The following is a 21,326-nucleotide window of genomic DNA, read 5'->3' on the forward strand; positions in this document are numbered from 1 at the left end:
GCGGGTTATGCTCAAGAGGCCTCTAACCCGCTCAGACAGGGACGCCCCATGACCACCCTCACCGTGATCCGCCCTCGCCCCGAAGATGTCGAGGGCCAGCCGATCCTGCGCCCGCTGCCCTCGCGGGAATGCCGCAGCGTCGGCCCCTTCGTGTTTTTCGACCATATGTTGCTCACCCGCTACGCGCCGGGCAGCGGCATGAATATCCGCCAGCATCCGCATATCGGACTGTCGACCCTCACCTACCTGTTTGAAGGCACGCTGCAACACAAGGACAGCCTGGGCTCGGACCAAGTGGTGCAGGCCGGCGATGTCAGCTGGATGACCGCTGGCAGCGCCATCGCCCACGTCGAGCGAACACCCGAGGCGGTCAAGGCCAGCGGTTTCAGCCTGCACGGCCTGCAAGTGTGGCTGGCCTCCCCCAAGGACCACGAAACCGGCCCGGGACACTACAGCCATCACCCGGCAGCGAGCTTGCCGGTCAGCGACAACCTGGGGGTGCAGATCCGCCTGATCGCCGGCAGTGGGTTCTGCCTCAAATCACCGGTGCCGGTGCTTTCGCCCACGTTGTACGCCGATGTGCAGATGCAGACGGCTACCACCTTGCTGATCCCGGACGAGCACGAGGAACGGGCGGTGTATGTGCTGGAGGGTGATGCGCAATTGGACGGTGAGGCACTGGACGTGCACAGCCTGGTGGTATTGCCGATCGGGCGGGAAATGACCCTGTTTGCCGAAAGCGACTGCCACCTGGTGGTGTTTGGCGGTGCACCGTTGGACGGGCCACGGCGAATCAACTGGAATTTTGTGGCGAGTGATCCGGCGGTGATCGAGCAGGCCAGGCAGCGCTGGGCAGCCGGGGATTGGCCGACGGTGCCGGGTGAGTCTGAGAGAATTGAGTTGCCGGTGAGATAGCATTCGCGAGCAAGCCCGCTCCCACATTTTGACCGCATTCCAACAGGTAAAATACGGTCGAATATGGGAGCGGGCTTGCTCGCGAAGAGGCCGGAACAGGCGCTGAAAAAATCAGGCCTTGAACACTTCATCCAGCAAATTGTGCATCGAGGTGAATGCCCGCTTGGCCGTCTTGGCGTCGTACATCATCTTGCCCGGCACGTTGGCGTGCGGGTCGGTAAAGGAATGCACCGCACCGCCGTAGCTCAGAAGCTGCCAATCTACGCCAGCCGCGTTCATTTCTTCTTCAAACTTCGGCAACTGCTCTTTCGGCACCAATGGGTCGGAAGCACCGTGCAGCACCAGCACCGAGCCCTTGACGTGTTTTGCGCCGTCCGGGTTCTGGGTGTCGATGGTGCCGTGGAACGATACGGCCGCCTTCAAGGGGGCACCGGTACGCGCCAGTTCCAGCGAGCAGAAGCCGCCAAAGCAGAATCCGAAGGTCGCCAGTTTCGAAGTATCCACCTCGGCCTGGGCCTTGAGTTGCTCGAACGCCGCCTGCATGCGCTTGAGCAGTTGCGGGTTGTCATTTTTCAACGGCATCATCGCCGCGCCGGCTTCATCGCCATTCGACGGACGCACGGTCTGCCCATACAGGTCGGCGATCAGCACCACGTAGCCCTTGCTGGCAACGCTCTTGGCGATCTCTTCAGCACCTGCACTCACACCCATCCAGTTCGGCGCCATCAACAGGCCTGGCAGCGCCCCTTTGTGGCTGGCATCGAACGCCAGACGGCTTTCATAAGACTGGCCATCAATCTGATAGACCACGGAACGTACAGTGACTTGGCTCATCATTTACTCCAGTTGAGGTGCGCTAGAACGAAAAAACCCGCCGAAGCGGGTTTTTCTACAACGGTGTTAAACCGACAGTTCAACCAACAGCTTGTTCAGTCGGCGCACGTAGGCCGCCGGGTCTTTCAGGCTGTCGCCAGCGGCCAGGGCCGCCTGGTCGAAGAGGATGTGCGACAGGTCGCCAAAACGCTCTTCGCTCTGCTCGCCGTCGAGCTTCTCGATCAGCGGGTGAGCCGGGTTGAATTCGAAGATCGGCTTGGAATCCGGCACCTTCTGCCCGCTGGCTTCGAGGATCTGGCGCATCTGCATGCCCAGGTCCTGCTCGCCAATGGCCAGGATCGCCGGGGAGTCGGTCAGGCGGTGCGATACCCGCACTTCGCTGACGGCCTCGCCCAAGGCGGTCTTGATGCGCTCCACCAGGCCTTCTTTGGCCTTGGCGACTTCTTCGGCTTCCTTCTTCTCTTCTTCGGAGTCCAGGTTACCCAGGTCCAGGTCACCACGGGCCACGTCGACGAAGGACTTGCCGTCGAACTCGCTGAGGTAGCTCATCAGCCACTCATCGATACGGTCGGTCAGCAGCAGCACTTCGATGCCTTTCTTGCGGAAGACTTCCAGGTGCGGGCTGTTCTTGACCTGGGCGTAGGTTTCGCCGGTCAGGTAGTAGATCTTGTCCTGACCTTCCTTGGCGCGTGCCAGGTACTCGGCCAGGGACACCACCTGCTCGCCACCTTCTTCCTGAGTCGAAGCGAAGCGCAGCAGACCAGCAATTTTTTCCTTGTTGGCGAAATCTTCAGCCGGGCCTTCTTTCATCACCTGGCCGAAGTTTTTCCAGAAGCCCTTGTATTGCTCAGGCTCGTTCTTCGCCAGTTTTTCCAGCATGTCGAGTACGCGCTTGGTCAGCGCCGACTTCATGGAATCGATGATCGGGTCTTTCTGCAGGATTTCCCGCGACACGTTCAGCGACAGGTCGTTGGAGTCGACCACACCCTTGATGAAGCGCAGGTACAGCGGCAGGAAGGATTCCGCCTGGTCCATCACGAACACGCGCTGCACGTAGAGCTTCAGGCCCTTCGGCGCTTCACGCTGGTACAGGTCGAACGGCGCGCGGGCCGGCACGTACAGCAGCGAGCTGTATTCCAGCTTGCCTTCGACCTTGTTGTGGCTCCAGCTCAGCGGGTTTTCGTAGTCGTGGGCGATGTGCTTGTAGAACTCCTGGTATTCCTCGTCCTTGACTTCGGTACGCGGACGGGTCCACAAGGCGCTGGCGCGGTTGACCACTTCCCATTCCAGGGCAGGTTTTTCCTCGCCTTCGGCAGCGGCCTGTTCTTTAGGCAGCTCGATCGGCAGTGCGATGTGGTCGGAGTACTTCTTGATGATGTTGCGCAGGCGCCAGCCGTCGGCGAACTCGTCTTCGCCGGATTTAAGGTGCAGTACGATGCGGGTGCCACGGTCAGCCTTGTCGATAGTGGCGATTTCGAACTCGCCCTCGCCTTTGGAAGCCCAGTGCACGCCTTCGCTGGCCGCGAGGCCGGCACGACGGCTGAACACTTCAACCTTGTCGGCCACGATGAAGGCCGAGTAGAAGCCCACGCCGAACTGGCCGATCAGGTGCGAATCTTTCTTCTGGTCGCCCGAGAGGTTCTTCATGAAATCGGCCGTACCGGACTTGGCGATGGTCCCCAGGTGGGTGATCGCATCGTCACGGCTCATGCCGATACCGTTGTCTTCGAGGGTGACGGTCTTGGCGTCTTTGTCGAAGCTCACACGGATTTTCAGTTCGGCGCCACCTTCCAGCAACTCAGGCTTGGACAGGGCTTCGAAACGTAATTTGTCGACAGCGTCAGAGGCGTTCGAGATCAATTCGCGAAGGAAGATTTCCTTGTTGGAATACAGCGAATGGATCATGAGGTGCAGCAGTTGCTTCACCTCGGTCTGGAAGCCCAGGGTTTCCTTTTGAGTTTCCACACTCATGGTCATCAAACTCCAATTGGATGGCAGTGGCCGCCCCCTCGAGGGTGAGCGGCGGGTTGTCATCAAAGTTGGGGGCTAAGACAGGGATTTCAAGGGCGAGCCGATTCCTCGATCTTGAAATGTGCACGGGCAGTGGCAATCGGTTCGGCCGGGGTGCTCTGCCAGGCGGTAATCGCCACGTTCGCCACGCGCCGCCCCTGTCGCCATACCTGGCATTTGGCGTAGGTGTCGCGGGCCTGCCCGGCGCGCAGGTAGTCCAGGGAGAAGTCGATGATTTTCGGCAAGCCAGGCGAGCCGGTGAAGACCAGCAGGTGCAAAGCCGCCGACAGCTCCATGAAGCCGGCAATCACGCCACCGTGCAGGGCCGGCAATATGGGGTTACCAATATTGTCCTTGTTGGCTGGCAGGCGGAACAACAACTCATCCCCTTGACGGGTGCATTCAATGCCGATCAGCTTGGCGTAGGGGATCAGGTTGAGCAGCGCCTCGTAATCACCACGCTCATGGGCCTGCTCGAGGCGGGTCTTGAACCGGTGTGTCATGCCTGCGCTCCCTTGATGGCGTTGCCCAGCCCTTGGGTGCCCTTGAGACGTTTGCCCATGCGCATGAACGTGCCCACGACATGGGCGATGGGCTGCTGCGGGTCATCCTGGTAGGCGAAGCCACGGGTAAAGATCACATCGGTGGTGACTCGGTAACATTGCGCGAAGCCGTAGACCGGCTTGTGGGGTTCGGCGGGGTGCATGTAGTCGACACGCAGGTCGAGGGTCGGGCATACCTCGAACTCCGGCAGCACGCACAGGGTGGCCATGCCGCAGGCGGTGTCCATCAAAGAGGTCAGCGCGCCGCCGTGGATCACTCCGGTCTGGGGGTCACCGATGATAGGGGGGCTGTAGGGCAACAGCAGTGTGATGCCCTCCTCACTGGCCTGATGAACGGTAATGCCCAATACCTGGCAATGGCGCAAGGCCGATACAAAACGCGTCGCACGCTCTAACAGGGGATTTTCAGTCATTCTTTTCAGACTCTTATTAGTGTTGATCCGCGAATGAGGGGCACAGGCAAAAGTTCCAGCCAGTCAGCGATTTATATATCTATGAAACAAAAGGAACTAATGCCGAACCGCCATGCTCGAAAGGCCAGTAGATATCTTCAATAAGGAGAAACACCCCATGCGCAAGACTTTAGCTATTTCCATGATGCTCGCCGCTGCCCTCGGTCTCGCTGCCTGCGACAAGAAATCCGAAGACAAAGCCCAAGACGCCGCCGCACACTCTGAGCAAGCTCAGAAAGACATGGCGAAGGCTCAGGATAAAGTGAACGACGCTGCGAAAGAAAACGCCGATGCTGCCAAAGCTCAGGCTGAATCGAACGAAGCCGCCGCAAAAGAAGCAGCACCTGCTACCCCTGCCACCGGTTCTTGAGACCGCGGCTTGAAATAGCTTTGTTGCAATAAAGAAAGCCCGCTTAGATAGCGGGCTTTTCTTTGTCTGCCGTTTTTAGTCCGCGCGTTAATACACTGAATGGATTAAGCAGGCTCTTTGGCGGGCTCGGGCAACGGTGTATCCGTGGGGGTATAGACCATCACCTGCAGTACATCAGAGTGAAACTCACGGCGGTACAGCACCAGTACCACCCCGCTGCTCATCAACATGAACAACCAAGGGCTGACAAACCACGCCAGCATGGTCATGCCGAAGTAATAAGAGCGCAGGCCAAAGTTGAACTGGTTGGCCGCCATGGAGATCACCCGCGCTGCACGCAGAGCAAATGCATTGCGCTCCTGCTCCGACACATGGCGCTCTCCGATCATGGGCGCCGAGCCGACCAACACCGCCGCAAAGTTGTATTGACGCATGCACCAGCTGAACGTGAAGAACGCGTAGACAAACACCAGCGCCAGGCACAGCAGCTTGATTTCCGACATGCCCTGGGACGCCTGCTGCACCATGGGAATATCCGCCAACAACGACACCGCCCGCTCGGAAGCGCCGAGGACGGTGAGAATGCCGGCCAGGATGATCAAGGTGCTGGACGCAAAGAACGACGCGTTGCGCTCCAGATTGCCGATCACACTGGCATCGGCGATACGGTTGTCGCGCAGCAGCATGCGGCGCATCCAGTCTTCGCGGTACAGGTGCAGCACACTGGCCAGACAGGCCGTGTCCCGGGCTTTCCAGGTGGCATAACGGGTGTAACCGCCCCAGCACAGGGCAAACCAGAAGGCGGCGAGCAGGTGGATCTGGTTGGTTTCGATGAACGACATGCGGGTCCTTGTGCGTTACAGGAATGACGAGCACAGCCCTTGTGGGAGCAGGCTTGCCTGCGATAGCGGTGTGTCAGCCACTGAACAGGCTGGCTGATACCCCGCTATCGCAGGCAAGCCAGCTCCCACACTGACCACATTTCAATTTTGGAATGCTGTTTCGACGCCAGTTCAGGCGAAAAGACACTGCCTGATCCCCATAAAAAATGCCCCGTATCGATTGATACGGGGCATTTCTGTACAGCGTCAAAAGCGTTTAAGCGATCGCTTCGCTGCGCTTGCCCAGCATACGGTCAACCACTACCGCGACAGCCAGGGTCATCACCGAAGGCACCAGCCACGCCAAGCCCTGCTCGCTCAGCGGCAGGTGCGCCAGTTGCGATGGCATCCAATCCGCCAGGCCTGCGCCCTTAAGCGCATCGATGCAACCAAAGATGAACGACACCAGCATCACCGGGCCCACGATACGGCCCTGCTCCTGCCAGAAGTCTTTGCAGAAGCTCAGGGCCACCAGCACGATACATGGCGGGTAGATCGCGGTGAGCACCGGGATCGAGAACGCAATCAGCTTGGTCAGGCCCAGGTTGGACACGAACAGCGAGAACAGCGCCAGGATCACCACCAGCGCCTTGTAGGACAACGGCAGGATACGGCTGAAGTACTCGGCGCAGGCGCAGGTCAGGCCCACCGCCGTCACCAGGCACGCCAGGGAGATCAGCACGGCCAGGAAGCCGCTGCCCAGGGAACCAAAGGTGTGTTGCACATAGGCGTGCAGCACCGCTGCGCCATTGCTGGCACCGGCGGCAACTGCATGGCTGCCCGAACCGAGGCGGAACAGGCTGATATACACCAGTGCCAGGCCGACACCGGCGATCAGGCCAGCGATGATGGCGTAGCGAGTAATCAGTTTTGGCGACTCGACGCCCCGGGAGCGGATCGCGTTGACGATCACGATGCCGAACACCAGCGCGCCCAGGGTATCCATGGTCAGGTAACCATTGATGAAGCCTTGGGAGAACGGTGCAGCTACGTATTCCGGCGTTGCCACACCCACTTCACCGGCCGGCAAGGCAAATGCGGCGATACCCAGGATGGCCAGAGCGATGATCTTCAGCGGTGCAAGGAAGCGACCCACGGTGTCCAGCAGTCGGCCCGGGTACAGGGACACAAAGAACACCACCAGGAAGTACACCGAGCTGTAGAGGAACAGCGCCAGCGGGCTTTCGCCGGTCAGTGGCGCCAGGCCCACTTCAAAGGATACGGTCGCAGTACGCGGGGTAGCGAACAGCGGCCCTACCGCCAGATACGCCGCCGCCGCGAGCAGGCCACCGGCGATCTTGCCGATCGGGCTACTCAACGCGTCCATGCCGCCACCGACCTTGGCCAGGGCGATCACGGTGACCACCGGCAGGCCCACTGCCGTGATCAAGAAGCCCAGCGCTGCCATCCAGACGTGAGGCCCGGACTGCAAACCAACGATAGGCGGGAAGATGATGTTGCCGGCGCCCACGAACAGGGCAAACGTCATAAAGCCCAACGCCAGGATATCCTGGCTTTTCAACACTTTCATTTGAGGAAATACCACACTACTGAATCGGAATTTAGAGAGGGATTCCCTATGGATGAGGGAAATGCTGCCGGCCCTTATGGCGGCCGACCGGTCTAGCGCGTGGCTTCCTTTTGGGATGCGAACGCATAAAGAGGCGGCTAGGTTACAGAAATTGGCTGACGAACGCACTGTTGCGGGGCGAACTGTCCGATAAGCGACATCTTCATGTCGCGTTTTCATACCTTATTTGACAACCCGACCCCGTGTGGGAGCTGGCTTGCCTGCGATAGCGGTGTGTCATCCAGCATTTTCGTTGGCTGACGCACCGCTATCGCAGGCAAGCCAGCTCCCACAGTTGACCGAGTAGACGTCCAACAAATGGGCAAACGCGGAAAGCACAAAGGCCACCCGAAGGTGGCCTTTGTGTTGGTAAAGCGTCAGCTAAGCGCGAGGCTTACTTGACAGCCCAACCGGTCAGCTCGGCCAGGGCCTTGCCGATGTCTGCCAGCGAACGCACGGTTTTAACGCCTGCGTCTTGCAGAGCAGCGAATTTCTCGTCTGCAGTGCCTTTGCCGCCAGAGATGATTGCGCCAGCATGGCCCATGCGCTTGCCAGCAGGGGCAGTCACACCAGCGATGTAGGAAACAACCGGCTTGGTCACGTGTGCCTTGATGTAGGCAGCCGCTTCTTCTTCAGCCGAACCGCCGATCTCACCGATCATCACGATCGCTTCGGTCTTCGGGTCTTCCTGGAACAGCTTCAGGATGTCGATGAAGTTCGAACCTGGGATCGGGTCACCGCCGATGCCGACGCAAGTCGACTGACCGAAACCGGCGTCAGTGGTCTGCTTAACAGCTTCGTAGGTCAGGGTGCCGGAACGGGAAACGATACCGACTTTGCCTGGCAAGTGAATGTGACCTGGCATGATGCCGATCTTGCATTCGCCTGGAGTGATCACGCCTGGGCAGTTAGGGCCGATCAGGACTACGCCCAGCTCGTCGCACTTAACTTTAGCGTCCAGCATGTCCAGGGTAGGAATGCCTTCGGTGATGCAAACGATCAGCTTGATGCCGCCGAATGCCGCTTCCAGGATCGAGTCCTTGCAGAAAGGAGCTGGAACGTAGATCACGCTGGCGGTGGCGCCAGTGGCAGCTACAGCGTCTTTCACGGTGTTGAACACTGGCAGGCCCAGGTGCTCGGTGCCGCCTTTGCCCGGAGTTACGCCGCCAACCATCTTGGTGCCGTATTCGATGGCTTGCTGGGTGTGGAAACTACCTTGCGAACCGGTAATACCCTGGCAGATAACTTTGGTGTCTTTATTGATCAGGACGCTCATTATTTGCCCTCCGCAGCTTTAACAACTTGTTGAGCAGCGTCGGTCAGGCTGGTAGCCGCGATGATGTTCAAACCGCTTTCTGCCAGTACTTTAGCGCCCAGTTCAGCATTGTTACCTTCAAGGCGAACAACAACCGGGATTTTAACGCCGACTTCTTTCACTGCACCGATGATGCCTTCGGCAATCATGTCGCAACGAACGATGCCGCCGAAGATGTTGACCAATACTGCAGCGACGTTGGAGTCGGACAGGATGATCTTGAAGGCTTCGGTCACGCGTTCTTTGGTAGCACCACCGCCTACGTCGAGGAAGTTGGCTGGTTTGCCGCCATGCAGGTTGACGATGTCCATGGTACCCATGGCCAGGCCAGCACCGTTGACCATGCAACCGATGTTACCTTCCAGGGCTACGTAGTTCAGTTCGAACTTGGCAGCGTGCGCTTCGCGCGGATCGTCTTGCGACGGATCGTGGAAAGTCTTCAGCTTAGGCTGACGGTACATGGCGTTGGCGTCGATGTTGATCTTGGCGTCCAGGCAGTGCAGATCGCCGTCAGCCTTGATCACCAGCGGGTTCACTTCCAGCAGGGCCAGATCGTGATCCTGGAACAGTTTGGCCAGACCTACGAAGATCTTGGCGAACTGGGCAACTTGCTTGCCTTCCAGGCCCAGCTGGAAAGCCAGCTCGCGACCCTGGAATGGCTGAGCGCCAACCAGTGGATCGATGGTGGCTTTCAGAATTTTTTCTGGGGTTTCGTGAGCGATCTTCTCGATGTCCACGCCACCTTCGGTGGAAGCCATGAACACGATGCGACGGCTCGAACGGTCAACGACAGCGCCCAGGTACAGCTCTTTAGCGATATCAGTGCACGATTCAACCAGGATCTTGGTGACTGGTTGGCCATTGGCATCAGTCTGGTAAGTCACCAGACGCTTGCCCAGCCACTGCTGTGCGAAGGCCTTGGCGTCTTCTTTGCTGCGAACCAGCTTAACGCCGCCCGCTTTACCGCGACCACCGGCGTGAACCTGGGCTTTGACAACCCATTCAGTGCCGCCGATTTTGTCGCAAGCTTCTGCTGCTGCTTCCGGGGTGTCTACTGCGTAGCCCTTGGATACTGGCAGGCCGTATTCAGCGAACAGCTGCTTACCCTGATACTCGTGAAGATTCATGCTTTTTACCGTCTTCGTTAGGTACTGCGCATTCGGCGCTGCGCTCATTATGAGTGCCGCGCCACCTGTGACTGCTGCTTGCGCAACTTGCGGGGCTTAACGCCCGTAAAGCTGCGCAAGACTGCGTCCAGCGGATATTCCGCGGTGAGTCTTGCGCGCAAGGCTCACGACGGGCAACTCCGCCGTGGTTTCTTATTATCTCGCTTAGCGCTTCTTGCGGTTGGCGATGTGGATGGCGCCGCCATTCACTGCCAACGCAGCTTCGTGCAACGCTTCGGACAGGGTCGGATGGGAGAAGACCATCATGCCCAGGTCTTCGGCGCTGGTGCCGAATTCCATACCGATAGCGCCTTGCTGAACCAGTTCTGCAGCGCTTGGGCCAATCACGTGGACGCCCAATACGCGGTCAGTCTTGGCATCAGCGATGACTTTGACAAAACCACCGGTGTCGTTGGCTGCCATGGCACGGCCAGAAGCGGCAAACGGGAAGGTGCCGACGTTAACTTCAACGCCTTCAGCTTTCAACTGCTGTTCGTTCTTGCCGACCCATGCAATTTCCGGGTGGGTGTAGATAACCGATGGGATCAGGTCGTAGTTCATCTGGGTTTTATGGCCCTTGATGCGCTCGACAACCATGATGCCTTCTTCGGAAGCCTTGTGTGCCAGCATCATGCCGCGCACCACGTCGCCGATGGCGTACACGCCAGGCACGGTGGTCGCGCAGTGATCGTCAACGTGCACGTAGCCGCGCTCGTCGAGGGTCACGCCGCTGTCGGCTGCCAGCAGGTCGGTGGTCACTGGACGGCGACCAACGGCTACGATCAGCTTGTCGAAAGTGATGGTTTTTTCGCCATCTTTGTCGGTGTAGTTAACAACGACTTCTTCGCCATTCACTTTGGAGCCGGTTACGCGCGCGCCCAGCTTGATGTCCAGACCTTGTTTGGTCAGGGTTTTCAAGGCTTCTTTGGACACAGCAGTGTCGGCGGCCAGCAGGAACGTGTCCAGGGCTTCCAGGACAGTCACTTCGGCACCCAGGCGGGACCATACGGAACCCAGTTCCAGGCCGATCACGCCAGCACCGATCACGCCCAGGCGCTTAGGCACAGCCTGGAATTCCAGGGCGCCGGTCGAATCAACGATCACGTTGTTGTCGACTGGAGCTGGTGGAATGTCGATTGGGCGCGAACCTGGCGCCAGGATCACGTTTTCAGCTTCGATGACTTCAACCGAACCGTCTGGCTTGGTGATTTCGATCTTCTTGCCGGCCAGCAGCTTGCCGTGGCCTTGCAGGGAAGTCACACCGTTGGCCTTGAACAAGGTCGCAACGCCGGAAGTCAGGCCCTTAACAATGTTGGCTTTACGGCCGACCATTGCTGGCACGTCCATGGTCACGCCAGCGTGGTTGATGCCGTGGATCGCGAAGCCGTCTTGGGCTTCGTGGAATTTCCAGGAGCTGTCCAGCAGCGCCTTGGAAGGAATGCAACCGACGTTCAGGCAGGTACCGCCCAGTGCCAGTTTGCCTTCCTTGTCGGTGTATTTTTCGATGCAAGCAGTCGAGAGGCCCAGTTGTGCGGCCTTGATGGCGGCAACATAGCCGCCAGGACCTGCACCAATCACTACAACGTCAAATTTCTGCGACATGAAAATAGTTCCTCTATTTAGCAGCAAGCTTTCAAGCCGCAAGCCCAGGGTCAAGCTGCCTTGACTGGCAGTTTGCCCCAGGGCCTGCAGCTGCTTCTATCAGATATCCAGCAGCAGACGAGCCGGGTCTTCCAGCAGGTTCTTGATGGTCACCAGGAAAGTCACGGCTTCTTTACCATCGATCAGGCGGTGATCGTAGGACAGCGCCAGGTACATCATCGGACGGATCACGACCTGGCCGTTGATGGCCATAGGACGCTGGATGATGTTGTGCATGCCCAGGATCGCAGCTTGTGGTGGGTTGACGATCGGCGTCGACATCATCGAACCGAAGGTACCACCGTTGGTGATGGTGAAGGTACCGCCGGTCATCTCGTCGATGGTCAGCTTGCCGTCACGGGCTTTCTTGCCGAAGGTGGCGATGCCGCCTTCGATTTCAGCCAGGCTCATCAGTTCGGCGTTACGCAGAACCGGAACCACCAGGCCGCGGTCGCTGGAAACGGCAACGCCGATGTCTGCATAGCCGTGGTAAACGATGTCGTTGCCGTCGATCGAAGCGTTGACTGCCGGGAAGCGTTTCAGCGCTTCGGTGGCCGCCTTCACGAAGAACGACATGAAGCCCAAACGCACGCCGTTATGGCTCTTCTCAAAGAGATCCTTGTACTTCGAACGCAACGCCATGACTTCGGTCATGTCGACTTCGTTGAAGGTGGTCAGCATCGCCATGTTCGATTGTGCTTCAACCAGGCGCTTGGCCACGGTGGCACGTACACGGGTCATCGGAACGCGCTTCTCGGTGCGGTCGCCAGCAGCGAACACAGGCGCAGCGGCAGCCGGGGCAGCAGCCTTGGCAGGTGCAGCAGCTGGAGCGTTCTTCTTGGCTTCAACAGCAGCAACCACGTCTTCCTTGGTGATGCGACCGTCTTTGCCGGTGCCTTTTACGGAAGCCAGGTTGATGCCGTTCTCTTCAGCCAACTGACGGGCAGCCGGTGCAGCGATCGGGTCTTCAGCGCCAGCAGCCGGAGCGGCAGCTGGAGCAGCCGCGGCGGCCGGTGCAGCAGCGGCAGGAGCAGCGGCAGCAGCGCTGCCCTCCTCGATCGAACCCAGAACCTGGTTCGACAGAACGGTAGCGCCTTCTTCGGCAACGATTGCGCCCAGTACGCCGTCAGCTTCAGCCAACACTTCCAGAACGACTTTGTCGGTCTCGATGTCGACGATCAGGTCGTCACGCTTTACAGCGTCGCCTGGTTTCTTGTGCCAGGTGGCAACGGTGCCATCGGCAACCGATTCCGGGAATGACGGGGCTTTGATTTCGATAGCCATTATCTGTGGGTCCTTAAAATTCGGTTTCAGTCAGCGCGAAGGCGTTAAACAGTGAAAGCATCTTGCAGCAGTTTTTCCTGCTGCTCGGCGTGCATCGACGCATAACCACATGCAGGTGCAGCAGAAGCATCGCGACCGGCGTACTCCAGGTTCAGCGCCTTGTTGTGGTTACCCATGCTGCGACGCAGGTGATGCTGGCTGCTGTACCACGCGCCCTGGTTCATCGGCTCTTCCTGGCACCACACCACGTTAGTGAGGTTGGTGTAAGGCGCAATGGCCTCCATCAGGTCGTCTTCCGGGAACGGGTAAAGCTGCTCGATACGCACGATGGCGATGTCTTCGCGGCCTTCGGCACGGCGTTTTTCCAGCAAGTCGTAGTAGACCTTGCCACTGCACAGGATCAGGCGAGTCACTTTGGCCGCGTCCAGCGTGTCGATTTCCGGGATCACGGTCTGGAACGAACCATCCGCCAGATCTTCCAGGGTCGAGATGGCCAATTTGTGACGCAGCAGCGATTTCGGGGTCAGCACTACCAGCGGCTTGCGCAGCGGGCGGATCACCTGGCGACGCAGCAAGTGGTAGATCTGGGCCGGGGTCGTCGGTACGCACACCTGGATGTTGTGCTCGGCGCACAGCTGCAGGTAACGCTCCAGACGGGCCGAGGAGTGCTCAGGACCCTGACCTTCATAACCGTGTGGCAGCAACATGGTCAGACCGCACAGGCGGCCCCACTTGTGCTCGCCGCTGGTGATGAACTGGTCGATCACCACTTGGGCACCGTTGGCGAAATCGCCGAACTGGGCTTCCCAGATCACCAGCGCGTTTGGCGTGGTGGTCGAGTAACCGTATTCGAACGCCAGTACGGCTTCTTCGGACAGGAACGAATCGTACAGGTCGAAACGTGGCTGGCCTTCGTACAGGTGCTGCAGCGGTACGTAGGTGGTCGCGTCTTTCTGGTTGTGCAGAACCGCGTGACGGTGCGAGAACGTACCACGGCCGATGTCCTGGCCGGTCATGCGGATCGGGTGACCTTCGAACGCCAGGGTCGCGTACGCCATGGTTTCGGCGTAACCCCAGTTGATCGGCAGGCCGCCGGCTTGCATCTTCTGACGGTCTTCGTAGATCTTCGCAACCTGGCGCTGTACGACGAAGCCTTCCGGGATTTCCAGCAGCTTGGCAGACAGTTCCTGCAGGGTTTTCAGATCGAACGACGTGTCGTGACGGGCAGTCCAGCCGTGGCCCAGGTACGGGCGCCAGTCCACGAACAGCTCTTTGTTCGGCTCTTTGACCAGGCTTTTCACAACGTGCAGGCCGTTGTCCAGCGCGTTGCGGTATTCATCGACTTTCGCCTGAACACGCGCATCGTCAACCACACCGGCCTTGGTCAGGCTTTCGGCGTACAGCTCACGGGTGGTGCGCTGCTTGGTGATCTGCTGGTACATCAACGGTTGGGTGCCGCTAGGCTCATCCGCTTCGTTGTGACCGCGACGGCGGTAGCAAACCAGGTCGATGACCACGTCACGCTTGAACTGCATGCGGTAGTCGACAGCCAGCTGGGTCACGAACAACACGGCTTCCGGATCATCACCATTCACATGGAGGATCGGCGCCTGGATCATCTTGGCAACGTCGGTCGCGTACTCGGTAGAGCGTGCGTCCAGCGGGTTGCTGATGGTGAAGCCCACCTGGTTGTTGATGACGATGTGAACGGTACCGCCGGTCTTGAAGCCGCGGGTCTGCGACATCTGGAACGTTTCCAGGACCACGCCCTGACCGGCGAATGCCGCGTCACCGTGGATGGAAATCGGCAGAACCTTCTCACCGGTGGCGTCGTTGCGACGATCCTGACGCGCACGGACCGAACCCTCGACCACCGGGGAAACGATTTCCAGGTGGGATGGGTTGAAGGCCATGGCCAGGTGAACTTCACCGCCGGTGGTCATCACGTTGGACGAGAAGCCCTGGTGGTATTTAACGTCACCGGAACCCAGCTCGACCTTCTTCTTGCCTTCGAACTCGTCGAACAGCTCACGCGGGTTCTTGCCGAAGGTGTTGACCAACACGTTCAGGCGACCACGGTGGGCCATGCCGATCACGATTTCCTTGGTGCCGTAGGAACCGGAACGCTGGATCAGCTCGTCGAGCATCGGGATCAGGCTTTCGCCGCCTTCCAGACCGAAACGCTTGGTGCCCGGGTATTTGGTACCCAGGTATTTTTCCAGGCCTTCAGCTGCGGTCACGCGCTCAAGCAGGTGGCTGCGAACGTCGGCGGACAGAACCGGACGGCCACGCACGCCTTCCAGGCGATGCTGGAACCAGTGGCGCTGCTCGGAATCGGTGATGTGCGTAAATTCAGCGCCGATGGTGCGGCAATATGTCTGCTGCAACGCTTCGTGAATTTCGCGTAGGCTCGCTTCCTCTTTGCCGATGAACAGGTCGCCGGCACGGAAGGTCGTATCAAGATCGGCATTGGTCAAGCCGTAATGATTGATCGACAGGTCTGCAGGTGCAGGACGCTTCCAGAGCCCCAGCGGGTCAAGCTGGGCCGCCTGGTGGCCACGCATCCGGTAGGCCTGGATCAGTCGCAGTACTTCAACTTGCTTCTTCTCGTGCTCGCTGCTCACGCTTGCGGCGGAAACCGGCTGGGCGCGGCGCTGGTTCTTTGCCAGCAGCACAAACTGATCGCGAATTGTTGCATGCGATACATCGGTGGCAGCGTTGCCGTCTGAAGACAACGTCTGAAATTTGGTGCGCCATTCTTCTGGCACAGCGTTAGGGTCGTGCAGGTAGAGCTCATAAAGCTCTTCCACATAGGCAGCGTTACCACCTGAAAGATAGCCGCTGTTCCACATGCGCTGCATCACGCTTTCTTGCATGCTTGGTCACCCTCGATTTGGGGACACCACCGGCGAAAACACCGAGTTTGCTTGCAAAAGGCCAAGTGCAGCGACCAAAACAAGCCACTTAGGATCACGCTGATAGTTCGGGTACCAACCCGAATGCCCCTGCTTGTCTCATTTCTTCAAAATAAGAGCCGCGGCTTTGTAAGTCGCTGCTCAAGTTAAAACTACGGCGCCGGTTGAAGCCTGCGCCGTAGCATTTACGGGCACAACGGTCCTGCTTTGCTACAACGTCAGTTACACGCCGCTTTGCAGCAGCATGTTACGGATGTGACCAATGGCCTTAGTCGGGTTCAGGCCTTTGGGACATACGTTGACGCAGTTCATGATCCCGCGGCAGCGGAATACGCTGAACGGGTCATCCAGTGAAGCCAGACGCTCGGACGTCTTGGTGTCACGGCTGTCTGCCAGGAAGCGATAGGCTTGCAGCAGCGCAGCTGGACCCAGGAACTTGTCCGGGTTCCACCAGAAGGACGGGCACGAGGTCGAGCAGCAAGCGCACAGGATGCACTCGTACAGACCGTCGAGCTTTTCACGCTCTTCAGGGGACTGCAGACGCTCGATGGCCGGAGCCGGCGTGTCGTTCTGCAGGAACGGCTTAACTTTCTCGTATTGCTTGTAGAAGATGCTCATATCGACGACCAGGTCACGGATAACCGGCAAACCTGGCAGAGGACGAACGATCAGCTTGTTGCCTTTGACCACGGCCGACAGCGGCGTGATGCACGCCAGGCCGTTTTTGCCGTTGATGTTCATGCCGTCGGAACCGCATACACCTTCACGGCAAGAGCGACGATAGGAGAAACCTTCGTCCTGCTCTTTGATCAGTGCCAGTACATCCAGCACCATCAGGTCTTTACCACCGGTATCGACCTGGAATTCCTGCATGAACGGCGCGGCGTCCTGATCAGGGTTGTAGCGATAAACACTGACTTTCAACATGGCAGCCACCCTTAGTAAGTCCGAATCTTCGGTTCAAACGTCGGAACCGTCTTCGGCGAGAAGTTCACGGCACGCTTGGTTACGCGCTTGTCACCCGGGAAGTACAGGGTGTGGCACAACCAGTTTTCGTCGTCGCGATCTTCAAAGTCTTCACGGGCGTGGGCACCACGGGATTCTTTACGAACCTCGGCCGCGATTGCAGTCGCTTCGGCCACTTCCAGCAGGTTTTGCAGCTCAAGGGCTTCGATACGAGCGGTGTTGAACGCCTGGCTCTTATCGTTGATCTTGACGTTGGCGATGCGCTTGCGCAGATCCGCCAGCTGGGCAATACCCTTCTGCATGTATTCGCCGGTACGGAATACACCGAAGTAGTTCTGCATGCAGCTTTGCAGCTCGCGACGCAGGGTGGCTACGTCTTCGCCATCGGTGCGCTCGTTCAGCGCGTTCAGACGCGCCATGGCCGCGTTGATGTTGGCTTCGGTAGCGTCGTCGTAATGGATACCGTCGGTCAGCGCCTTTTCCAGGTGCAGGCCGGCAGCACGGCCGAATACCACCAGGTCGAGCAACGAGTTGCCGCCCAGACGGTTGGCACCGTGAACCGATACGCAAGCCACTTCACCCACTGCGAACAGGCCAGGGATGATGGCGTCTTTACCTTCGCTGTCCTGGGTGATCGCCTGGCCGTGAATGTTGGTGGCAACGCCGCCCATCATATAGTGGCAAGTCGGAACAACCGGAACCGGAGCAACGACCGGGTCAACGTGCGCGAACGTCTTGGACAGTTCGCAGATGCCTGGCAGGCGGCTGTGCAGTACTTCTTCGCCCAGGTGATCGAGCTTGAGCAGTACGTGGTCGCCGTTCGGGCCACAGCCGTTGCCGGCGATGATCTCTTTAACCATCGAACGGGCTACAACGTCACGACCCGCCAGGTCTTTCGCGTTCGGAGCGTAACGCTCCATGAAACGCTCACCGTGCTTGTTGATCAGGTAACCACCTTCACCACGGCAGCCTTCTGTCACCAGTACACCGGCGCCGGCGATGCCGGTCGGGTGGAACTGCCACATTTCGATGTCTTGTACCGGTACGCCAGCACGCAGTGCCATGCCGACGCCGTCGCCGGTGTTGATCAGGGCATTGGTGGTCGAGGCGTAGATACGACCAGCACCGCCCGTCGCCAGAACGGTAGCGTTGGCGCGGATGTAGGTGGTCTCACCGGTTTCGATGCAGATGGCGATCACGCCAACAAATGCACCGTCGGCGTTCTTCACCAGGTCTACCGCGTAGTACTCGTTCAGGAACGTGGTACCGGCTTTCAGGTTGCCTTGATAAAGGGTGTGCAGCAGTGCGTGACCGGTACGGTCGGACGCAGCGCAGGTACGGGCAGCCTGGCCGCCTTTACCATAATCCTTCGACTGGCCGCCGAATGGACGCTGGTAGATACGACCTTGCTCGGTACGGGAGAACGGCAGACCCATGTGGTCCAGCTCGAACACCGCAGCAGGGCCTTCCTGACACATGTATTCGATAGCGTCCTGGTCACCGATGTAGTCGGAACCCTTGACGGTATCGTACATGTGCCAGCGCCAGTCATCGTTCGGGTCGGCGGACGCGATGGCGCAGGTGATGCCACCCTGGGCCGATACGGTGTGGGAACGCGTTGGGAACACCTTGGTGATCACGGCAGTCTTGTGACCACCCTGAGCCAGCTGCAGCGCTGCGCGCATGCCAGCACCGCCGCCACCAATGATGATGGCGTCGAAGGAAATAGTTGGAATGTTAGCCATGAATCAGATACCCCAAAGAATCTGCACACCCCAGACGAAGTAAGCGAACATTGCAACGCCGCAGACTGCCTGGAAGAGGAAACGTACTGCGGTCGCGGACTTGCCCAGCGCCATTGGCGTCAGGTAGTCGGTCGCGATGGTCCACATGCCGACCCAGGCGTGAGCGCCCAGGGCTACAAGGGCCAGCAGACTGAAGATTCGCATCGCATTGTGGGAAAACAGGCCATGCCATTGCTCATAGCTGATGCCTGGATTTGCGACGAGGTATCCGATCAGGAAAATGAAATAAGCCGCGAGAACGACCGCAGACACACGCTGTGCCATCCAGTCATAGAGGCCCGAACGCGAAAGGTTCGTAACGCTGGTTACCATATCCAAACTCCTGCCAGAACGATCAGCACCACGGAAATGGCGATGATGATTTTCGAGCCCAGGCGGCCGCCTTCCAGCGTCTCACCGATACCCGCATCCATGATCAAGTGGCGCACACCGGCAACCAGGTGATACAGCAGAGCGGACAGGAGGCCCCATGCTACGAACTTGGCCAGCGGGCTGGTCAAGCATGCCTTCACCTCGGCGTAACCTTCCTCGGAACCCAGGGATTTGCTCAATGCGTAAAGCATGATGCCCAAGCCCAGGAACAGGATGATGCCGGAAACACGGTGCAGGAACGACGTAACGCCGGTGATGGGGAGTTTGATGGTCCTTAGGTCTAGGTTTACAGGTCGTTGGCTATTCACGGCTTTTTTTCACACTGAAGAGCCCCTAACAATCAGGGCAAAGTTGTTGGGGAGTGCACTGGTCAGGTAAGCACCACCCAGGGAGTGCGACCCCCAATGAAAGCAAGCCCAAAAGCCCTTGGCGGTCGGTGGCCGAGTATAGACAGTTAGGTTACTAATGACAACGCGCTGTCCTCACCCTAATAGCTGATTGCGCTGGCGGTATAAAAGGCGTAAATGGCAGTCAATTTCGAGGAAAAAGTACGGTTAAAGCCTTCTGCTGCAAGACTTTAGGCAAATTGACATCTGGATTTATATCAATATAGTGGTGCGGGCCCTGCGTGGGGGGTCTGTCTGATGATTTGAAGCATAAATAGGAGGCCACATGGCTGACAAAAAAGCGCAGTTGATCATCGAGGGCGCAGCCCCCGTCGAGCTGCCCATTTTAACCGGCACCGTTGGTCCCGATGTTATCGATGTACGGGGCCTGACGGCCACGGGCCGTTTCACTTTCGACCCAGGCTTCATGTCGACCGCCTCTTGCGAGTCGAAGATCACCTATATCGATGGCGACAATGGCATCCTGCTGCACCGGGGCTACCCGATCGAGCAGTTGGCCGAGAAGTCGGACTACCTGGAAACCTGCTACCTGCTGCTAAATGGCGAATTGCCAACCGCTGAGCAGAAAGCCAAGTTTGTCAGTAATGTGAAGAACCACACCATGGTTCACGAGCAGTTGAAGACCTTCTTCAACGGCTTCCGTCGCGACGCCCACCCGATGGCGGTCATGTGCGGCGTGGTCGGCGCCCTGTCGGCCTTCTATCACGACTCCCTCGACATCAATAACCCGCAGCATCGCGAAATCTCCGCGATCCGCCTGGTTGCCAAGATGCCGACCCTGGCCGCGATGGTGTACAAGTACTCCATGGGCCAACCCATGATGTACCCGCGCAACGACCTGTCGTACGCGGAAAACTTCCTGCACATGATGTTCAACACCCCGTGCGAGATCAAACCGATCAGCCCGACACTCGCCAAGGCCATGGACCGGATCTTCATCCTCCACGCCGACCACGAGCAGAACGCATCGACCTCCACCGTGCGCCTGGCCGGCTCTTCGGGTGCCAACCCGTTCGCCTGTATCGCCGCCGGTATCGCCGCACTGTGGGGCCCTGCCCACGGCGGTGCGAACGAAGCCGTCTTGACCATGCTCGATGAAATCGGCGATGTGTCCAACATCGACAAGTTCATCGCCAAGGCCAAGGACAAGAACGATCCGTTCAAGTTGATGGGCTTCGGTCACCGGGTCTACAAGAACCGCGACCCGCGCGCCACCGTGATGAAGCAGACCTGCGACGAAGTGTTGAAGGAACTGGGCATCAAGAACGATCCGCAACTCGAACTGGCCATGCGCCTGGAAGAGATCGCCCTGACCGACCCGTACTTCATCGAACGCTCGCTGTACCCGAACGTCGACTTCTACTCGGGGATCATTCTCAAGGCGATCGGCATTCCAACCAGCATGTTTACCGTGATCTTCGCCCTGGCGCGGACCGTAGGCTGGATCTCCCACTGGAAAGAAATGCTCTCCAGCCCGTACAAGATTGGCCGCCCGCGCCAGCTGTACACCGGCTACGAGTCGCGTGACATCACCCAGCTGGAAGATCGCAAGTAAGCCGCTAACGGCTTGATTGCACTGAATAAGGCCTCCTCTGGAGGCCTTATTCGTTTCCGCCCTCCCAACAACACCACCCCCTCTGTAGGTGGCCGGCTTGCCGGCGATGAGGCCCGCAAGGTCAGCGCCAGGCTCAAGGACGCCATCGCCGGCAAGCCGGGCCCCTACAACGGCTTGCGCACCGCCCACCTACACCTTTTATTGGTGCAGGATCTGAGAAACAGTTTTGTCGTATCTGTTACCAATAAAAGCAAAAAAATGCCCCGATCTCGCGACCGGGGCATTTTTTTGTAACAGCCAGCGCG

Annotated in this window: 19 protein-coding genes; 4 read left to right on the forward strand and 15 right to left on the reverse strand. The window is 58.7% G+C overall.

Going from position 1 to position 21,326, the window contains the following annotated elements; translation table 11 throughout:
* Nucleotides 1-48 precede the first annotated feature (48 nt).
* Nucleotides 49-915 carry a pirin family protein gene (locus HX803_RS16865; RefSeq protein WP_178921945.1) on the forward strand — a complete coding sequence of 289 codons (867 nt, stop codon included), beginning with the start codon at nt 49-51 and terminating at the stop codon, nt 913-915.
* Nucleotides 916-1,026: 111 nt separating this feature from the next.
* On the opposite strand, the gene HX803_RS16870 is transcribed toward HX803_RS16865, so the two are convergent.
* The 4 genes from HX803_RS16870 to HX803_RS16885 form a co-directional block, all read right to left on the reverse strand.
* A complete protein-coding gene (locus HX803_RS16870) occupies nt 1,027-1,749 on the reverse strand; it encodes a dienelactone hydrolase family protein (RefSeq protein ID WP_178921947.1) in 723 nt (240 codons plus the stop codon).
* A 66-nt stretch (nt 1,750-1,815) separates the two neighbouring features.
* On the reverse strand, nt 1,816-3,720 hold the full coding sequence (gene htpG / locus HX803_RS16875) for a molecular chaperone HtpG (protein ID WP_178921949.1): 1,905 nt from the start codon (nt 3,718-3,720) through the stop codon (nt 1,816-1,818).
* 89 nt (nt 3,721-3,809) lie between these two features.
* A complete protein-coding gene (locus HX803_RS16880) occupies nt 3,810-4,262 on the reverse strand; it encodes a PaaI family thioesterase (protein ID WP_178921951.1) in 453 nt (150 codons plus the stop codon).
* On the reverse strand, nt 4,259-4,735 hold the full coding sequence (locus HX803_RS16885) for a PaaI family thioesterase (protein WP_178921954.1): 477 nt from the start codon (nt 4,733-4,735) through the stop codon (nt 4,259-4,261). Before HX803_RS16885 ends, HX803_RS16880 begins: the two co-directional genes overlap by 4 nt.
* Nucleotides 4,736-4,892: 157 nt before the next feature.
* On the opposite strand from HX803_RS16885, the gene HX803_RS16890 reads away from it, so the two are divergent.
* On the forward strand, nt 4,893-5,144 hold the full coding sequence (locus HX803_RS16890) for a hypothetical protein (RefSeq protein ID WP_010211724.1): 252 nt from the start codon (nt 4,893-4,895) through the stop codon (nt 5,142-5,144).
* Between the two features lie 104 nt (nt 5,145-5,248).
* Here the strand turns inward: HX803_RS16890 and HX803_RS16895 are convergent, their stop codons facing one another.
* The 11 genes from HX803_RS16895 to sdhC form a co-directional block, all read right to left on the reverse strand.
* A complete protein-coding gene (locus HX803_RS16895; RefSeq protein WP_178921956.1) occupies nt 5,249-5,986 on the reverse strand; it encodes a DUF599 domain-containing protein in 738 nt (245 codons plus the stop codon).
* A gap of 256 nt (nt 5,987-6,242) precedes the next feature.
* A complete protein-coding gene (gene brnQ / locus HX803_RS16900; protein WP_178921958.1) occupies nt 6,243-7,556 on the reverse strand; it encodes a branched-chain amino acid transport system II carrier protein in 1,314 nt (437 codons plus the stop codon).
* A 433-nt stretch (nt 7,557-7,989) separates the two neighbouring features.
* Complete coding sequence (sucD, locus tag HX803_RS16905) at nt 7,990-8,871, reverse strand: succinate--CoA ligase subunit alpha (protein ID WP_003172813.1); 882 nt, start codon at nt 8,869-8,871, stop codon at nt 7,990-7,992.
* Complete coding sequence (gene sucC / locus HX803_RS16910) at nt 8,871-10,037, reverse strand: ADP-forming succinate--CoA ligase subunit beta (protein ID WP_003233235.1); 1,167 nt, start codon at nt 10,035-10,037, stop codon at nt 8,871-8,873. Before sucC ends, sucD begins: the two co-directional genes overlap by 1 nt.
* A 204-nt stretch (nt 10,038-10,241) precedes the next feature.
* The gene (gene lpdA, locus HX803_RS16915; protein ID WP_178921960.1) at nt 10,242-11,678 is read right to left on the reverse strand and encodes a dihydrolipoyl dehydrogenase; all 1,437 of its coding nucleotides are present in this window, start codon (nt 11,676-11,678) and stop codon (nt 10,242-10,244) included.
* Nucleotides 11,679-11,777: 99 nt separating this feature from the next.
* A complete protein-coding gene (odhB, locus tag HX803_RS16920; RefSeq protein ID WP_017255679.1) occupies nt 11,778-13,001 on the reverse strand; it encodes a 2-oxoglutarate dehydrogenase complex dihydrolipoyllysine-residue succinyltransferase in 1,224 nt (407 codons plus the stop codon).
* A gap of 44 nt (nt 13,002-13,045) precedes the next feature.
* The gene (locus tag HX803_RS16925; protein ID WP_178921962.1) at nt 13,046-15,877 is read right to left on the reverse strand and encodes a 2-oxoglutarate dehydrogenase E1 component; all 2,832 of its coding nucleotides are present in this window, start codon (nt 15,875-15,877) and stop codon (nt 13,046-13,048) included.
* 261 nt (nt 15,878-16,138) lie between these two features.
* Complete coding sequence (locus HX803_RS16930; RefSeq protein WP_003172807.1) at nt 16,139-16,843, reverse strand: succinate dehydrogenase iron-sulfur subunit; 705 nt, start codon at nt 16,841-16,843, stop codon at nt 16,139-16,141.
* Nucleotides 16,844-16,854: 11 nt separating this feature from the next.
* Nucleotides 16,855-18,627: a succinate dehydrogenase flavoprotein subunit gene (gene sdhA, locus HX803_RS16935; RefSeq protein WP_176996495.1), complete on the reverse strand. Its 1,773-nt coding sequence runs from the start codon at nt 18,625-18,627 to the stop codon at nt 16,855-16,857.
* Between the two features lie 3 nt (nt 18,628-18,630).
* The gene (gene sdhD / locus HX803_RS16940; RefSeq protein ID WP_016974690.1) at nt 18,631-18,999 is read right to left on the reverse strand and encodes a succinate dehydrogenase, hydrophobic membrane anchor protein; all 369 of its coding nucleotides are present in this window, start codon (nt 18,997-18,999) and stop codon (nt 18,631-18,633) included.
* Nucleotides 18,993-19,367 (reverse strand): succinate dehydrogenase, cytochrome b556 subunit, encoded by a 375-nt coding sequence (sdhC, locus tag HX803_RS16945; protein WP_016979564.1) that lies wholly within the window; start codon nt 19,365-19,367, stop codon nt 18,993-18,995. Before sdhC ends, sdhD begins: the two co-directional genes overlap by 7 nt.
* Before the next feature lie 364 nt (nt 19,368-19,731).
* On the opposite strand from sdhC, the gene gltA reads away from it, so the two are divergent.
* Nucleotides 19,732-21,021: a citrate synthase gene (gltA, locus tag HX803_RS16950; protein WP_176996496.1), complete on the forward strand. Its 1,290-nt coding sequence runs from the start codon at nt 19,732-19,734 to the stop codon at nt 21,019-21,021.
* A 12-nt stretch (nt 21,022-21,033) separates the two neighbouring features.
* Nucleotides 21,034-21,315, forward strand: coding sequence for a hypothetical protein (locus HX803_RS16955; RefSeq protein ID WP_178921964.1), 282 nt, complete (start codon nt 21,034-21,036; stop codon nt 21,313-21,315).
* Nucleotides 21,316-21,326 lie beyond the last annotated feature (11 nt).

The organism is Pseudomonas sp. P7548, assembly GCF_013386585.1.
Taxonomy (GTDB): domain Bacteria; phylum Pseudomonadota; class Gammaproteobacteria; order Pseudomonadales; family Pseudomonadaceae; genus Aquipseudomonas.

Coding starts and splice junctions, on each gene's coding strand:
- odhB (WP_017255679.1), bottom strand. CDS start 13,001: ATGGCTATCGAAATCAAAGCCCCGTCATTCCCGGAATCGGTTGCCGAT.
- HX803_RS16885 (WP_178921954.1), bottom strand. CDS start 4,735: ATGACTGAAAATCCCCTGTTAGAGCGTGCGACGCGTTTTGTATCGGCC.
- HX803_RS16870 (WP_178921947.1), bottom strand. CDS start 1,749: ATGAGCCAAGTCACTGTACGTTCCGTGGTCTATCAGATTGATGGCCAG.
- brnQ (WP_178921958.1), bottom strand. CDS start 7,556: ATGAAAGTGTTGAAAAGCCAGGATATCCTGGCGTTGGGCTTTATGACG.
- HX803_RS16930 (WP_003172807.1), bottom strand. CDS start 16,843: ATGTTGAAAGTCAGTGTTTATCGCTACAACCCTGATCAGGACGCCGCG.
- gltA (WP_176996496.1), top strand. CDS start 19,732: ATGGCTGACAAAAAAGCGCAGTTGATCATCGAGGGCGCAGCCCCCGTC.
- HX803_RS16880 (WP_178921951.1), bottom strand. CDS start 4,262: ATGACACACCGGTTCAAGACCCGCCTCGAGCAGGCCCATGAGCGTGGT.
- HX803_RS16895 (WP_178921956.1), bottom strand. CDS start 5,986: ATGTCGTTCATCGAAACCAACCAGATCCACCTGCTCGCCGCCTTCTGG.
- HX803_RS16890 (WP_010211724.1), top strand. CDS start 4,893: ATGCGCAAGACTTTAGCTATTTCCATGATGCTCGCCGCTGCCCTCGGT.
- htpG (WP_178921949.1), bottom strand. CDS start 3,720: ATGAGTGTGGAAACTCAAAAGGAAACCCTGGGCTTCCAGACCGAGGTG.
- lpdA (WP_178921960.1), bottom strand. CDS start 11,678: ATGTCGCAGAAATTTGACGTTGTAGTGATTGGTGCAGGTCCTGGCGGC.
- HX803_RS16865 (WP_178921945.1), top strand. CDS start 49: ATGACCACCCTCACCGTGATCCGCCCTCGCCCCGAAGATGTCGAGGGC.
- sdhA (WP_176996495.1), bottom strand. CDS start 18,627: ATGGCTAACATTCCAACTATTTCCTTCGACGCCATCATCATTGGTGGC.
- HX803_RS16925 (WP_178921962.1), bottom strand. CDS start 15,877: ATGCAAGAAAGCGTGATGCAGCGCATGTGGAACAGCGGCTATCTTTCA.
- sdhD (WP_016974690.1), bottom strand. CDS start 18,999: ATGGTAACCAGCGTTACGAACCTTTCGCGTTCGGGCCTCTATGACTGG.
- sucC (WP_003233235.1), bottom strand. CDS start 10,037: ATGAATCTTCACGAGTATCAGGGTAAGCAGCTGTTCGCTGAATACGGC.
- sucD (WP_003172813.1), bottom strand. CDS start 8,871: ATGAGCGTCCTGATCAATAAAGACACCAAAGTTATCTGCCAGGGTATT.